This window comes from Pseudomonas sp. UMAB-40, assembly GCF_900095275.1.
GTDB lineage: Bacteria > Pseudomonadota > Gammaproteobacteria > Pseudomonadales > Pseudomonadaceae > Aquipseudomonas > Aquipseudomonas mandelii_B.
The window spans coordinates 73,619-89,270 of sequence record NZ_LT607568.1; the positions used below are offsets into that span (position 1 = coordinate 73,619).

13 protein-coding genes are annotated in these 15,652 nt (G+C 60.3%); 10 read left to right on the plus strand and 3 right to left on the minus strand.

Annotated elements, in window-relative coordinates; translation table 11 throughout:
• Positions 1-65: 65 nt before the first annotated feature.
• The 6 genes from K0F88_RS23275 (at position 66) to K0F88_RS23300 (ending at position 6,557) form a co-directional block, all read left to right on the plus strand.
• Positions 66-1,034 carry a LysR family transcriptional regulator gene (locus K0F88_RS23275; RefSeq protein ID WP_094467825.1) on the plus strand — a complete coding sequence of 323 codons (969 nt, stop codon included), beginning with the start codon at positions 66-68 and terminating at the stop codon, positions 1,032-1,034.
• A gap of 68 nt (positions 1,035-1,102) precedes the next feature.
• Entirely contained in the window at positions 1,103-2,740 is a 1,638-nt protein-coding gene (locus K0F88_RS23280) for a GMC family oxidoreductase (protein WP_094467824.1), read from the plus strand.
• Positions 2,741-2,759: 19 nt separating this feature from the next.
• Positions 2,760-4,217, plus strand: a complete 1,458-nt coding sequence (locus tag K0F88_RS23285; RefSeq protein WP_094467823.1) for an aldehyde dehydrogenase family protein — start codon at positions 2,760-2,762, stop codon at positions 4,215-4,217.
• A gap of 113 nt (positions 4,218-4,330) precedes the next feature.
• Positions 4,331-5,260, plus strand: a complete 930-nt coding sequence (locus K0F88_RS23290; protein WP_094467822.1) for a catalase family peroxidase — start codon at positions 4,331-4,333, stop codon at positions 5,258-5,260.
• Positions 5,257-5,805 (plus strand): hypothetical protein, encoded by a 549-nt coding sequence (locus K0F88_RS23295; RefSeq protein ID WP_094467821.1) that lies wholly within the window; start codon positions 5,257-5,259, stop codon positions 5,803-5,805. The genes K0F88_RS23290 and K0F88_RS23295 overlap by 4 nt, the downstream gene beginning before the upstream one ends.
• Before the next feature lie 389 nt (positions 5,806-6,194).
• Positions 6,195-6,557 carry a DUF6124 family protein gene (locus tag K0F88_RS23300; protein ID WP_094467820.1) on the plus strand — a complete coding sequence of 121 codons (363 nt, stop codon included), beginning with the start codon at positions 6,195-6,197 and terminating at the stop codon, positions 6,555-6,557.
• Positions 6,558-7,069: 512 nt separating this feature from the next.
• Here K0F88_RS23300 and aqpZ read toward each other — a convergent pair.
• The 3 genes from aqpZ to K0F88_RS23315 form a co-directional block, all read right to left on the minus strand.
• Complete coding sequence (gene aqpZ, locus K0F88_RS23305) at positions 7,070-7,768, minus strand: aquaporin Z (protein ID WP_219096668.1); 699 nt, start codon at positions 7,766-7,768, stop codon at positions 7,070-7,072.
• 156 nt (positions 7,769-7,924) lie between these two features.
• Complete coding sequence (locus tag K0F88_RS23310; RefSeq protein WP_094467818.1) at positions 7,925-8,941, minus strand: AbrB family transcriptional regulator; 1,017 nt, start codon at positions 8,939-8,941, stop codon at positions 7,925-7,927.
• A 132-nt stretch (positions 8,942-9,073) separates the two neighbouring features.
• Positions 9,074-9,964, minus strand: a complete 891-nt coding sequence (locus K0F88_RS23315) for a LysR family transcriptional regulator (RefSeq protein WP_094467830.1) — start codon at positions 9,962-9,964, stop codon at positions 9,074-9,076.
• A 110-nt stretch (positions 9,965-10,074) separates the two neighbouring features.
• Between K0F88_RS23315 and K0F88_RS23320 the strand changes: the two genes are divergently transcribed.
• The 4 genes from K0F88_RS23320 to mdeB all read left to right on the plus strand — a co-directional run bounded on the left by K0F88_RS23320 (position 10,075) and on the right by mdeB (position 15,474).
• Positions 10,075-11,082, plus strand: a complete 1,008-nt coding sequence (locus K0F88_RS23320; RefSeq protein ID WP_219096669.1) for a zinc-binding alcohol dehydrogenase family protein — start codon at positions 10,075-10,077, stop codon at positions 11,080-11,082.
• A 54-nt stretch (positions 11,083-11,136) separates the two neighbouring features.
• Complete coding sequence (locus K0F88_RS23325) at positions 11,137-12,324, plus strand: L-dopachrome tautomerase-related protein (protein ID WP_219096670.1); 1,188 nt, start codon at positions 11,137-11,139, stop codon at positions 12,322-12,324.
• Positions 12,325-12,414: 90 nt separating this feature from the next.
• Positions 12,415-12,723, plus strand: a complete 309-nt coding sequence (locus K0F88_RS23330) for a putative quinol monooxygenase (protein WP_094467847.1) — start codon at positions 12,415-12,417, stop codon at positions 12,721-12,723.
• Between the two features lie 87 nt (positions 12,724-12,810).
• The gene (gene mdeB, locus K0F88_RS23335; RefSeq protein ID WP_219096672.1) at positions 12,811-15,474 is read left to right on the plus strand and encodes an alpha-ketoglutarate dehydrogenase; all 2,664 of its coding nucleotides are present in this window, start codon (positions 12,811-12,813) and stop codon (positions 15,472-15,474) included.
• Positions 15,475-15,652: the final 178 nt, after the last annotated feature.

Genomic DNA, 15,652 nt, shown 5'->3' on the forward strand with positions numbered 1-15,652 from the left:
TAAAAACGTTAAGGGGCATGCCATCTGGAAGGGCATGCCCCCGATTTTCTCTGGATTATTAAAACTTGAACAAGCTGTCCGAGATGCATTCTTTTGTCATGGTGGTGGACACCGGCAGTATTTCCGAAGCCGCTCGGCGTTTGGGTATCGCAAAATCCATGGTCAGCCTGCGGATCCAGCAACTGGAAAAGCGCCTGGGCAGTATTTTGCTGGAGCGGGGGCGTCAGGCCCGGCTGACGGAGTCGGGCGAAGTGTTTTACCGTTATTGCGTGCGTATTCTCGCTGATGTGGAAGACGCCGAAGACGCGGTGCAGGCGTTTCAATCGAGCTTGCGCGGTGTGCTGCGACTTGCCGCGCCGATGGCCTTCAGCATTCGTTACCTGACGCCGATCCTGTCGTCCTTCGCGGTGCGTTACCCGGAGTTGCGGCTGGATATCGAGTTCGATGATCGCCACGTCAATCTGCACGAAGAACGCTATGACGCGGCCATCCGCATCGGCGAGTTGCCGGACTCCTCGCTGGTCGCCAAGACCATCACGCCCAACCGCCACATCATCTGCGCGAGCCCGGAATACCTGGCCGCACACGGCACACCGCAAACCCCGCAAGAGCTGTCCCAGCATTTCGCCATGCTCTATGTGAATCGCGAACCTCACGGTATGTGGACGCTGCCGGTGAACAACACCCTGGAATCGTTCCGTGTGCGCTGCCGGATGCGCACCAACAATGGCCATCAACTCATGGAAGGCGCCAAGGCCGGCATGGGCCTGGCGATTCTGCCGACCTTCCTGGCAGCGCCGGCGATTGTGGCCGGTGAGCTCAAGGAAGTGCTGGCGCCTTATGCCCCGCGTGGCGGCAACATTTCGGCGGTCTACCGGCAATCCCAGCGAGCGTCGCCCAAGCTTCATGCGCTGACCAGCTTCCTCATCGAACAGATCGGCAACCCGCCGGTGTGGGAGCAAATGCTTGCGGCTCACACGCGTTCAATCGTTCTGGAAAAACGAAACCGGGAATCGTCTTTTGCCGGCTTATGAGCCTGCGCACCGTCCCATATGCTTTTCCCTAACAGACGCATTCTGACGTCTGACAGGGAAGAAAACGGATGAAGAGTACCCTTGACAATCCTGCTCGCCGGGCGGTTCTGGCCGGCGGAGTTGTGGCCGCTGCGACGTTGGCGGCGGGCAGTGGTTTGGCGCAAGCGTTGGAGTCCAGCGGTATGGCTGGCAAGCGTGGCGCTGATCGCGCGGCAGTAGATGTGATCATCGTTGGCGGTGGTTCGGCGGGCGCGGTGCTGGCCCGTCGTTTGAGCGAAAACACCGCGCGCCAGGTGTTATTGCTTGAAGCCGGCCATGGCTACGGCCCGCACAATTACCCCGAGATCGTGGCCAGCAGCGACATCGTCGGCGCTAACGCCAATCCTGAATTCGAGTGGGGTTACAAGACCCGAGCGGGCTACATCGACCACCCCATCGGCGCCTTGCGTGGCAAGGTGTTGGGAGGGAGTTCGGCGATCAACGGCGCGGTGGCCATCCGTGCCCGCGCCACCGATTTCAAGCGTTGGGATTTGCCAGGCTGGAGCTACGAAGAACTGCTGCCGTCGTTCAAAAAACTGGAAACCCACAGCGGCGGTGCCAGCGCGTTGCACGGCCATGAAGGACCGCTGCCGGTGCATCAACTCGGCAAGGCCGATGTCACCCCCATGCAGCGCGCGTTCATCTACGCGACCTTCGCCAATGGCTACCGGGTGATCGAGGACTTCGACGGCGCTGACGCCCATGGCGTGGGCCCGTACCCGATGAACATCGTCAACGGCGTGCGGGTCAACACCGGCATGGCGTACCTCACCGACGAGGTGCGCGCCCGCGACAACCTGCAGATCCAGACCGACAGCCTGGTGGACAAAGTGCTGTTCGACGGCAAACGTGCGATCGGCGTGCAACTGGCCAACGGTGAAAAATTGTTGGCCGCTGAAGTGATCCTTTCCGCCGGCAGCTACGGCAGCGCCGCGATTCTCTTGCGTTCCGGGGTTGGGCCTGGCGAAGACCTGCGTGCCTTGCAGATTCCACCCGTCGCTGAACTACCGGTCGGGCAGAACCTGGTGGATCACCCGTTCTATTACAACGCCTATGCCGCCAAGCCTGACGTGATCGGCAGCCAGTCGCCCACCATCGGTGCCAAGCTCTGGACCCACAGCCGTTCCGCCGAAAATGGCGAGCTGGACCTGCACATCACCGCCACCCACTTGTTTCCTCATGATCAGAGCCCGACCGGTGTCGGCTTCGTGCTCGCCGTCGCCCTGACGCGGCCACTGTCCCGGGGCAAGGTGACGCTGGCCAGTCGTGATCCGTTCGTGGCACCGACCATCGACCTGAATTTTCTCGCCGAGCCCAAGGACCGCCAGCGCCTGCTGGATGGCATCCGCCTGGCCCGCAAAATCGGCAACACGGGGCCGCTGAATGCATTGATCCATTCCGAGCTCAACCCCGGCCAAGGCAACGACTCGGACGAGGCGTTGCTGGCCAGCGTCAAAGCCAGTCTCGACACCTATCACCACCCGACCTCGACGGCACCAATGGGCCGGCCGGGGGATGCGCGGGCGGTGGTCGACCTGCAAGCGCGGGTCATCGGTGTGCAGGGGCTGCGCGTCGTGGACGCGTCGATCTTCCCCGACGTGCCCTCGGTCGCCACCAACATCACCGTGATTGCCACCGCCGAGCACATTGCCCGTCTCTACGCTTAATTTTCAGGAACCTGCCTCTATGAACAGCACCCCGGTATTGAACTGGATCGACGGCCAATGGCTGGACTCCGGTGTTTACAAAGACTCCATCGACCCTGCGACCTACGAGCTGATTGGCCGATACGCAGAAGGCGGCTTGAACGAAGCGCAAGCCGGCATCAAGGCCGCGCAACGGGCATTTGCCAAAACGCCCTGGAAAGACGACCGCCAGTTGCGCGCACAGGTATTGCTGGAATTGGCGGATGCCTTCGAACGCAACGCCGATGAGCTGATCGACACCCTCGCACTGGAGAACGGCAAGATTCGGCCAGAAGCCGCGTTTGAAGTCGGTATGGTGCCCTCCAAGCTGCGCTATTACGCGGCGCTGGCGCGTGCCGAATACGGGCGTGCGGCCGAGCCAAAACCCGGCAAGATTTCCCTGGTGATTCGTCAGGCGGTGGGCGTGGCGGGCATCATCGTGCCGTGGAACTCGCCGGTGGTCTTGATGATTCGCTCGCTGGCTCCGGCGCTGGCGGCCGGTTGCACCACGGTCATCAAGATGCCCGGGCAAACCGCCCAGACCAACTGCCTGGTGGCCCGGATCATGAGCGAGGCGCTGTCGCTGCCGCGTGGCGTGATCAATCTGTTCAGCGAGCAGGGCGCGGCGGGCTCGATCCATCTGGTGGAATCACCGCGTGTTCCGGTGATCAGCTTCACCGGCAGCACCAGCACCGGCCGGGCGATTTCAGCCGCGGGTGCCCAGCACCTCAAGCGTTTTGGCCTGGAGTTGGGTGGGAAAACGCCGATGCTGGTGTTCAACGACGCCGACCTCGACGCCGCCGTGCCGACTCTGGTGAAAGCCCTGACGGTATTCGCCGGCCAGTTCTGCATGACCGGTTCGCGGCTGTTGGTGCAACGGGATATCGCCACGGCGTTGACCGAGCGACTGGCCGCGCGGCTGGAAGCGGTGCGCGTCGGGCCTGCGGCCGATTCGGCCAGCGAGATGGGGCCGTTGATCGATAAGCCCAACGTACAACGGGTCAATCAAATCGTGAAAGAGGCGATCACCGCCGGCGCCCAAGTCATCGTTCGCGGTGGTCCGGTGACCGATGGGCCGTTGGCCAAGGGCGCGTTCTATCGCCCGACGCTGCTGCGGGTCAGCGATCCCGACATGGCCATCGTCCAGCGCGAGACCTTCGGCCCGGTGCTGACATTGCAAGTGTTCGACAGAGAAGCCGAAGGCATCGAACTGGCCAACAACAGCGAGTTCGGCCTGGCCGCCAGTGTCTGGACCCGCGATGTCGACCGCGCGCTGCGGGTGGCTCGCGAACTGGAGGCGGGCACGGTGTGGGTCAATGACTGGGCCGTGGTCTATGACGAGTTTGAGGAGGGCGGTTTCAAACAGTCGGGGCAGGGGCGCCTGAACGGCGTGGCGGCCATGGATGATTTTGTCGAGTACAAACACATCGCCCTCAATCCCGGCCTGCGCAAGGGCTGAATCTAATGCGGCCCACCCGATTATTGATCGGCGCGCTGCTGGCGGGGACGCTGACCGCGCCCTCCGCTTTTGCCGCCCACGAGCATGATGTGTCACCCATGAGAAGTGCCCCCATGTCCAAGGACAGACTTTACGACGCGTTACTTGACGCGCTGACCGCGACGTTCGGCCATCACCCGGGCTTTCGCGCGACCCATGCCAAGGGTGTGTTGCTCAGCGGAACCTTCATGGCGTCGCCGCCCGCTCCGGTACTGAGCCGGGCGGCCCATTTGCAGGGGCAACCGGTGCCGGTGTTGCTGCGGTTCTCCAATTTCAGCGGCGTACCCGCCACCGAGGACGGCGACCCGATGGCCAGCCCTCATGGCCTGGCCATTCGTTTTACCCTGCCGGACGGTGAATTCACCGATATCGTGACCCACTCGTTCGACGGCTTCCCGGTGGCCACACCCGAAGACTTCCTGAGTTTTCTGCAAGGCATCGCCGCCAACTTCGCTACGCCGCCGGACCCGCTGCCGCTGCAAACCTTTCTGGCCAGTCATCCCCGCGCCGAACATTTCCTTCAAACGCCCAAGCCCGCGCCGAGCAGTTACGCCGGTATCGAGTACTTCGGCATCAACGCCCTGGTGTTCACCAACCGTCAGGGTGAAGCGCATGTCGGTCGCTACCGGATTGAACCGTTGCGGGCAGAACCGGCATTGAATGAGCAGCAAGCCGCCGCGATGCCTGCGGATTATTTACAGGACGAAATCAGCGCTCGGTTGGGCAGGGGCGCTGTGAAGTTGCGTCTGGTGGTGCAATTGTCGGCGCCTGGGGATGCCATCGAGGACGGTTCGATCCCATGGCCGCGCAGCCACGATGAAGTTGAACTGGGGATTCTGACCCTGGATGCGCTTGTTCCTGCCGCACAGCAACAATCCGCCCAGCAGCGCCTCGACTTCAATCCCGGGCGCTTGACCGACGGCATTGCACCGAGTGACGACCCGATGATTCTGGCGCGCGAACGCATTTACCAGCGGGCGCTGCTCAGGCGGCAGCAGGCATGAGCATTGACGCCGAGATTGGCGTCAGCGTGATTGTGCATGAGGTCAATCCACAGCATCAGGCGTTGTATGAGCAATGGATGAACAAGGCCATCGACGCGCATCGGCAGTTTCCGGGTTACCTGGCGACGGACGTGGTCATGCCTGTTGGCTCGCACCTGCGTTACGCGATCATTTTGCGGTTCGTGAGTAAGGGGCACGTTGTGGCGTGGCTGGAATCCCAGGTTCGTCATGCGTTGTTGCGCGAGTCCTTGCCTTGGTTGCGGCAGGATTATCACCGTACTGACGATGATTCGAAATTCTGGTTTGAACCAGTGCAAGGTCGGGTGACTGTTGCGCGATGGAAGCAATGGGTGCTGTCGTGGTTGATCGTTTTGCCGTTGACGGTGTTCTTGCCGTGGGGGTTGGCGATGCTGCTTGAACTGGCTGATCTGCGATGGCCGGTCTGGGTATTCAAGGTAACGGTTGCAGGGTTGGTGTCGTTCAACATGGTGTATTGGTTGATGCCGTTGACGACGCGGTTGATGGCGCGGTGGTTGTTGAAGTGACGACCGAGTGAGGGTTGCCCGCAGCCCGTTTAAACAAAAAATCAGACACGTTTAAATGAAGCTTGCTGTTACCGCATGGAGGCTACAACGCCTTGCGCCACTCCCTACACGTAAGACAGAATCCGCCGGCTTGTGCGTCTGGGGCATGGGTTTTATCGTTCCTGGGTCACTGAAAAACAGTGATCGGGTTTGGTAGCCCGGTATGTCCAGGCGCATAGCACCACCTTTTGCAGAGGTCGTTTTTATCTCTGTTTTTATGGTGGCCATGCGCAGGGCTCCTTCGGGGGCGCCGGGTTCCTGGACCGGTCTACCAACCTGTGTATGGCCGCCACCCTACGTTTGGTAGCGAAGGGTGATGGCTCCTCATTAGTTATCCAGGAGTTCCATCTATGATCAAACCAACGCCAAACCCACCGGAGACCGATCCGGCATCCCCCTACGAATCCCTCGATTCAAAAAAACTCCACGAAGCCGCCGAGCGCGCCCTCGACCACTACCTCAACCCGGGGGCCCACATTATGGCAAGCCCCCACGAACCCGAACCCATGTTCCTCGCCAACCCCAAGTACGACACCGAATCCCTGCTGGCCAACGCCAGCGAATCACTGGGCTCGGCCACCACCATGCTCAGCAACTTCGCCGCGTTACTGGATAACTCACACCGCAAGACCCTGCTGGGGATCACGCAAGTGGTCATGTTGGGAGAATTGGCCGTGAACCAGGCGCTGGATAACGTCGAGCCGAAGGCGTAAATCACCATCCCCTGTGGCGAGGGGGCTATGTGGCTAGGGGGCTTGCCCCCGTTGGGTTGCGTAGCAGCCCCAAAATCTCGGCACCTATTGAAGATTTTTGGGAGCGCTCCGCACTCCAACGGGGGCAAGCCCCCTCGCCACAATGAGCTGCTCGGTAGCTGCCGATTAATCGATCTGATCCGTATTTTCCTTCGCCATCTGCCTCTGTAATGTACCCAGCCGCCCGCTCACAATGACAGCACGGTCCGCAGTCGCGCAGTCACTGCACCGTAAACTCATAATGTAGGAGGCCCTATGGGCAAGATGGCAATTTTCCTCGGCGGATTTCTGGTGTTAACCATTTTGATTGGTGCCCTGGCCACAATCTCTCCCGTTTAGTCCTTCCTCCCCTCAGCACAAAGCAAACCGCCTCCACAGTGGGAGGCGTTGCGGTGCTGCGCAGAAATGACCGATGACGATGGTTTCGCGCCTCGCCCTGTCGACAAGACAGATCATCGCCCGCTGCACACCGGTTAACGGTTAGCTTTACCCAGCCAGCGATATGTCACGCCACCAATGACGGCACCCAACATCGGTGCCAGCCAAAATAGCCACAGTTGTTGAATCGCCCAGCCACCGACAATCAGTGCCGGGCCTGTGCTGCGCGCCGGATTGACCGAGGTATTCGTGACGGGGATCGAGATCAGGTGGATCAGGGTCAGCCCCAGACCGATAGCAATCGGTGCCAGGCCAGCAGGTGCACGTTTGTCGGTGGCACCGAGGATGATCAGAATAAACATCGCGGTCATCACCAACTCAGTGACAAACCCCGTTGCCATCGAGTAGCCACCTGGAGAGTGTTCGCCGTAGCCATTGGACGCGAGGCCGCTGGCCAGGTCGAAGCCGGGTTTGCCACTGGCGATGAAGTACAGCAGGCCCGCTGCTATCACCCCGCCCAACACTTGGGCGAGGATATAAGCGGGTAGTTCTTTGGCCGGAAACCTTCCACCCACCACCAATCCGACCGAGACCGCGGGGTTGAGATGACAGCCGGAAAGGTGGCCGATGGCGAACGCCATGGTCAGCACGGTCAAACCAAACGCCAGGGAAACGCCCAGAAAACCGATCCCCGCGCCTGGAAGCGTCGCCGCGAAAACCGCACTGCCGCAACCACCAAACACTAGCCAGAACGTACCCAACAACTCAGTAGCCGAACGTTTGAACAGAGACATAAGACAGTGTCCTATCGAGATGGAGCCGGAACACTAACGAGAGATGTCCGCTACCGATGTAGGACATTTCCCAAGCATCACGCTTCATTTTCCTAGGCTCTGTTCCGCTGAAAGTGGGTGGCAAGCGCTCCGAAAAAAATCAGCCGTTCTCGGCAATCACTCTGCCCGCCAGCGCCGCGCCTGCACGATCAGCGCCGGGGCAAAGTGCAGCACGACCATTCGCACCAAATGATGCGTCAGGATAAACACCACGTTCAGCCCGCCACTGAACGCGACGATGGCGATGGTTTCAATGGCGCCCGGCATGTACGCCAGCCACAACGACAGCGGATCGCTGCCCAGCACCCGCCCGGCCACGCCGGCAAACGCGGCGGCGATCAGCAACATGAGGCCGACGGCGAGCAGCCCGGCGCGGCCATGGCGGACCAGCTCGGCGAAGCTGATGTCCTTGAATTTAGAGCCAATCAGCACGCCGATCAGCACGGAGGCGGAGTCGACGCTCCACTGCGGCAGGTGGAACGCCTGGAGGTAACCCAGCTTGATGTAGGCAGCGGTGAGCACGATGGCGGTGAGCATGAACGGCGCCGGCACGCCGACGCTCAACAGCACGCGGCCGAGCAACAGGCACAAGGCGATCAGCGACAGCAGGGTCAGCGCCGTACTCACGTCTAGCGGGCTGCTCTGGGCAAGCGCGACGTCGATGTGCCCGGGAATGCAAAAACTGACCAGCAGGGTGATCGACAACAGGCGGACCAGGTGCACGACGATCACTTTGCTGGACGCACGTTCAGATTCGATCAAGTCGAACACGGCGGCGAGTGCGCCCGGGTACACGGATAACAGCGAGTCCTTGAGGTTCCAGCCCGAGACCCTGAACAACCAGAAACCGGCCACGGAACTCTGGATCATCAGGCACAGCAGCATGAATCCGAGGCTGGGCAACATGGCCGCCACGGTGTGGTTGTCCCACGAGGTGAACATCAGACCGGTCGCGATCCCCAGCACGATTTGCACGTAGCCAAGGCCGAAGGGCAGGGTGGGGGAAAATCGCAGATTGCTGGCGATCAACGCGCTCGCGAGTATCGAGCCTAGCAACAGGCCGTGGGGGATACCGGCGTATTGCAGCGCAGTGCCGACGCCGGTGGCGATCAGCAAACACACTAGGGTTTTCATGAGTCTTCCTTGATTCGTGTCGTACGCCAATGCTTCCGTTTGGGCCGTGCACGTTTTCCCACTTAATGAGGTGAGGCGTCAAGTACGCGGGTCTCAACGCTGGAAAACGCGAATGCTGCAGCCCTGACCACGTCAAACAGGCTTCAGCGTAACGAACTGGCTCGTCAACCATGCATGGAGCCGGGAAACTGCCGGGGACACCTGTTTGCGGTGCGCGCACACCAGACTCAGCGGTAAACCCTCACCCTGATGATTCTCCATCAACACCACGAGCCGTCCTGCCATGACATCCGCACTCACATCCAGCCAGGATTTGTAGGCGATGCCTTCGCCTTCGATGGCCCAGCGCCGGGCGATGTCGGCGTCGTCACTGAACAGCGGCCCGGACACCTGCACGGTGCGGTGGCCCAGGTTCCATTTGTCGTAGATTCGGCCGTTTTGCAGATACAGCAAGCAAGCGTGATCCAGCAAATCCTCCGGTGCCTGTGGACTGCCGTTTCGCGCCACATAGTCAGGCGATGCGACCAGCACGCGCCGATTCCACGGCGCCAACGGCAACGCGATGTAGTTAGCGTCTTCGTTCAGGCCATAGCGAATGGCGACATCCACCGGATCGCGAAAGAGGTCGGCCACCTGGTCGGAAAGGAAAAAGCGCAGGCTGAGCGCTGGGTGTTCGCGTCGGAATGCCGAAAGCCAAGGCAACAGCACATTACGTCCCAGATCCGACGGCGCGGAGACTTGAAGCACCCCTTGCAGGCGGGCGTTTTCACCGCGCAGGTTTTCGCGTCCTTGCTTCAAGGCCTCAAGCACTGACAGCGCGGTGGGCAAATATTGCTCGCCTTCGGCCGTCAGACGGAGGCTTCGGGTTGTCCGTGCGAACAGACGCACGTTCAATTCTCGCTCCAGACGCTTGATCGCGGCAGCGACCTGGCCCGGCAGCAGGTCGGCCTCATGCGCTGCGGCGGTAAAACTCCCCAAGGCCGCACTGCGAAGAAACAGACCGAGGTCATCAATACGGATCATTTTCACTCCAGCAGTGAAAGTGTTGGCGCATTCTGCCGGTTTTTCTTTGCCGTGGGGAAGACAAAACTACTCGCAACGTCAGGCATCAACCCCTTAGTCAGCGAGTGTCCATGAAAGCGATTACGTTTACCCAACACGGCTTACCGATTGAAGATCCTCAATCCCTGCAGGACGCCGAGGTCCCTAAACCTGCGCCCGGCCCCCAGGATCTGCTGGTGGAAGTGCGGGCCGTTTCAGTCAACCCCGTCGATACCAAGGTTCGCGCCGGCACTTTCGCCAAGGAACCGAAAATACTGGGGTGGGACGCGGCAGGTATCGTCCGGGAAGTGGGTTGCGAGGTGACGCTTTTTCAGCCCGGCGACGAGGTGTTTTACGCAGGCTCCATCGTGCGACCCGGGACCTACAGTGAGTTTCATCTAGTGGATGAGCGAATTGTCGGCCGCAAGCCGCTGACGTTAAGCGCCGCCCAGGCCGCAGCCTTGCCGTTGACCACGATCACTGCCTGGGAACTCTTGTTCGAGCGCCTAGGCGTCGCGGAACAATCGGGGGAAGGGGAAACCTTGCTCATCGTCGGGGCGTCCGGTGGAGTCGGTTCGATGCTGGTTCAGCTGGCCCGCCAGCTCACCGGCCTTACGGTCATCGCGACTGCATCGCGCCCGGAAACAGCCGACTGGGTCAGGCAACTCGGCGCTCACCATGTGATTGACCACCATCAACCGATGCCGGCGCAATTGCAGGCACTGGGCCTGGAGTCTGTCAGTTACATCGCGAGCCTTACCCACACTGAAATCCATTTTCAGCAACTGGTTGAAATGCTGCGTCCGCAAGGGCGTCTGGGGGTGATTGACGACCCGCAAAGCCTGGATGTGATGCCGCTCAAAACCAAGTCGCTGTCCCTGCATTGGGAGCTGATGTTTACCCGATCGCTCTTCGAAACTCCGGACATGATTAACCAGCATCACCTGCTCAATCGTGTCGCCAGCCTGATCGATGAAGGGTTGATTCAAACAACGCTCGGCGAGCATTTCGGCACCATCAACGCCGCCAATATGCGCCGCGCCCATGCGTTGGTGGAGAGTGGCAAGGCCAAGGGCAAGATCGTTCTCGAAGGTTTCTGATCACCCACCGGCAATGACAGATGGACAGCCTGGCTGATCCATCAGGAGCGCACTATGCATAAAAGAAAGTGGTTGCCCGTGGCACTGGCCGTTTTTTCCGCTGCGACGCTGACGGCATCGTTGGCGTATGGCGTCACCGCCAACGAACTGCCTGAAGATGCACCGGCCGATAAAGCCTTCGGCCAACTGGAACAGGTTCATGCGTTTTACGATGCGATGCCGACGGGCGTGACGGTGACGGAGACCGGGCGGATTTTCGTCAATTTTCCGCGCTGGGGCGACAACGTACCGTTTACCGTCGGTGAGATCCGTGACGGTCAGGTGGTGGCGTATCCCGACTTGGCGATCAACAAGGAACATCCAGGTGACCCACGCGCCGGCCTGATCAGCGTGCAAAGTGTGGTGGCTGACGGTCAGGGACGCGTCTGGCTTCTGGATACGGCGGCTCCCGGATTTTCAAAGCCGGTTCCAGGCGGGGCAAAGCTGATGGCCGTAGACTTGGCGACCAACCGGATCGTCAAGCGCTTGGTGTTCCCTGACAACGTCATGTTGCCAAGCACCTATGTCAACGACATGCGCTTCGACTTTCGCAAAGGCGCAGAAGGTACCGTGTATGTCACCGATTCATCCCTGAGCGGTCCGGGGGCAATTATTGTCATGGACATTGCCACCGGGCAGGCCATTCGCCGTTTGAGTGGCGCGGCGGCGACCTCCGTTGCCCCCGATTTCGTTCCGGTCGTTGAAGGCATCCCGGTGATGGTCGACGGGGCGGGCGGTACGCGCAAACCTCTGGGCGTGGCCTCGGACGGTATCGCCCTGTCGGCCGATGGAAAGACGCTGTATTTCACGCCGTTATCCAGCCGCCATCTTTACTCCGTTCCAACCGCACTGTTAAACGACAAACGCGTCAGCGAGCAGCAACTGGTCAAGGCGGTGCAGGACCTGGGCGAAAAAGGCGCCTCTGATGGTCTGGAGGCCGACGCCGCCGGGGCGATCTACGCCGGTGATTACGAACACAATTCCATTCGCAAGCGTCTGCCTGATGGGCGCTGGGAAACGCTGGTGCATGACCCGCGCTTGCTCTGGCCCGATACGCTGTCCATCGGCCCCGATGGTTATCTGTATTTCACGGCGAACCAGCTGCATCGCCAGGCGGCGTTCCGTTCCGGTCAGGATCAACGGGTCAAACCCTATAGCCTGATGCGCCTGAAAATTGGTGCTGCGCCGGCGCCGACCCGCTGACCAGGCACCGCCCTTTTGCGAAGGCCCTGTTCATGCTTCTTCAAGTCCAGGGCCCGACTGTGTTGATGATTTTAATGTGGAGAGTGGGTCATGGTTGAGATTGAAAAAGCACGGGTATCGATTGCGGTACTCAAGGCCAAAGCGGGTCAGCAAGAGGCCTTGAAAGCAGCACTCCTGGCCTTGGTCGAACCGACACGAGCGGAGCCGGGAAACCTGGATTACGTGTTGTTTGAACGACAGGATGAGCCCGGCACGTTCTTCATGCGCGAAGCCTTCACGGATCAGGCTGCACTCGATGCGCATTTTGCCACGCCGTACTTTCAGCGCTTTGCCGCGGCCAGCGACGACCTTCTGGCCGAGCCTTTGCAACTTATATTCCTTGAGCAAGTTTCGACTTAGAGTGAGTCAGTGCCGCATCCGCCTGTTCAATCGGCCAGACGCACCCGGTGCGTCTGATGGTCAGTCCTATGTATCGAGGGCTCTGCTGTGAAAGATTTTGCGCAACAGCCACCGGCTGCAACACCGGTCCACGAAGACATTGACGTCATCGAGACGAACGAATGGCTTGACGCCCTGGCGGGTGTCGCCAGGGTCTCAGGCGCCCCGCGAGTCCGCTTCTTGCTGCAGCGTCTGGCCGAGCAAGCCAACCGCCTCGGGATTCAATCGGCGTCCAATGCCCATTCGCTTTACCAGAACACCTTGGCGCTGGAGCAGCAACCGGTTTACCCCGGCGACCTGGTGATGGAAGAACGTATCACCTCGATCATTCGCTGGAATGCCCTGGCGATGGTGGCGCGGGCGAACAAACCCTATGGCGAGCTTGGCGGCCACATTGCCAGTTTTGCCTCGGCCGCAGAGATTTTCGAGGTCGGCTTCAATCATTTTTTCCGTGCCGATAACGCCGAGGGGCGGGGCGATCTGGTGTACTTCCAGGCCCACTCCGCGCCCGGCGTCTATGCCCGGGCTTTTCTCGAAGGGCGCCTGCAAGAGACGCAGCTGGAACGCTATCGGCAAGAGGTCAACGGTGGCGGCTTATGCTCTTATCCGCACCCTTGGTTGATGCCTGACTTCTGGCAGTTTCCTACGGGTTCAATGGGCATCGGCCCCATCAATGCGATTTACCAGGCGCGCTTCTTGCGTTACTTGCAGCATCGCGGCATCGCATCGACGGATAACCGCCGGGTGTGGGGCGTGTTTGGCGATGGCGAGATGGACGAGCCCGAATCAATCGCTGCGCTTTCACTCGCGGCACGGGAGAGCCTGGACAACCTCACCTTTGTGATCAATTGCAACCTGCAACGCCTGGACGGTCCGGTCAGGGGCAACGGCCAGATCATCCAGGAACTGGAGTCGCTCTTCAGCGGTGCCGGCTGGAATGTGATCAAAGTGCTGTGGGGATCTGACTGGGACGCCCTGTTTGCCCGGGATCATGGGCAAGCGTTGTTGCGTCATTTCTCGCAAATGGTGGATGGGCAGTACCAGACCCTGGGCGCCAATGACGGTGCTTACAACCTCAGTCATTTCTTTGATCAGGACCCGCAACTGCAAGCGCTGGTTTCAGACATGAGCCCCGAGCAGATCGACGCCCTTCGCCGGGGCGGACACGATTTTCGCAAGTTGCACGCGGCCTTCGATGCCGCCAGGCGACACAAGGGCCGGCCGACCGTGATCCTGGCGAAAACCAAGAAGGGTTATGGCATGGGCCAGATCGGTGAGTCGCGCAATACCGCTCACCAACAGAAAAAGCTCGATGTCGAAGCGCTGAAAGCCTTTCGTGATCGTTTCGCCTTGCCGATGGACGATCAGGCGGTGGAAGAGCTTCGCTTATACCGACCGGCAGAGGACAGCCCCGAGTTGCGTTATCTGCATCAGCAACGTCGTGCGTTGGGCGGCTACGTTCCCAAGCGCAGCAGCGAGGCGGCGGCCATCACAGTCCCGCCGCTCGACAGCTATGCCCGTTTCGCGTTGAGTGCCGATGAACGAGAAATTTCAACCACCATGGCCGTGGTGCGACTGTTCACACACCTGATCAAGGACAAGCAGCTGGGGCCACGCATCGTTCCCATCGTCGCCGATGAGGCACGCACGTTCGGCATGGCCAATCTGTTTCGCCAGATCGGCATCTACTCGGCGGTCGGGCAACTGTATGAGCCGGAAGATGCCAGTGCCTTGCTGTACTACAAGGAATCGACCGACGGGCAATTGCTGGAGGAGGGCATTACCGAGGCCGGCGCCATTTCTTCATGGACTGCTGCGGCAACGTCTTACAGCGTCAACGGCGAGGCGATGCTGCCGTTTTACATCTATTACTCCATGTTCGGATTCCAGCGCATCGGCGACTTGATCTGGGCCGCCGCCGATCAGCGGGCGCGAGGCTTTCTGATTGGCGCCACGTCCGGGCGGACGACGTTGGCCGGGGAGGGGCTTCAGCATCAGGATGGCACCAGCCAGTTGATTGCATCGACGGTACCCAACTGTCGGGCCTATGACCCGGCGTTTGCCAGTGAAGCCGCCGTGATCATTGATCATGGGTGTCGACGCATGCTCGAGCAGCAACAGGACGAGTTTTACTACCTGACAGTGACCAACGAGAACTACGTTCAGGCGTCACTTGAACCGAGCCAATATCAGGACGTCATCCGGGGCATGCGCTTGTACGAGCGAGTGGGCGCCGATGTGCCCGCAGTCCGTCTGCTGGGCTCGGGCGCGATTTTGCGCGAAGTGATCGCGGCGGCGCAGATTCTCAACCAACAATGGCAACTGAGCAGCGAAATATGGAGTGTCAGCAGTTTTTCCGAATTGGCCCGCGACGCCCGTGAAGTGCAGCGTCAGCAGCTGTTCGGCGGGGACTTCGAACTCACGAGCCATCTGCAAGCCTGCCTGCCGGGACCTGTTCCGATCGTTGCGGCCAGTGATTATGTCCGTGGTTATGTGCAACTGATCGCGCCCTATGTGCAGGCGTCCTTCAATAGCCTGGGGACTGATGGCTTCGGCCGTAGCGACACACGCTCGGCATTACGCGATTTTTTTGAAGTGGATCGCTATCACATCGTCCTGGCCGCGCTTGCCATGGTGGATACGCAGGCGCAGGCCAAGGCCCGCGCGCAATACGGCATCGATGCTGTTGATGACGCGCCTTGGAATTGTTGAGTGCGTTGGGATGATAAGAGCGTTACCTGTTGTGGCGAGCGAGGCACTGTTAATCAGACGCTGGCTGGGTTCATTGAATGTCGGAGCATAAGCAGGAGGCTCGCGAGGGGAACCTGTCAGGAAAATCTGTTTTGGCTGACAGGGCCTCATCGCGAGCAGGCTCGCTCCTACAGGGATT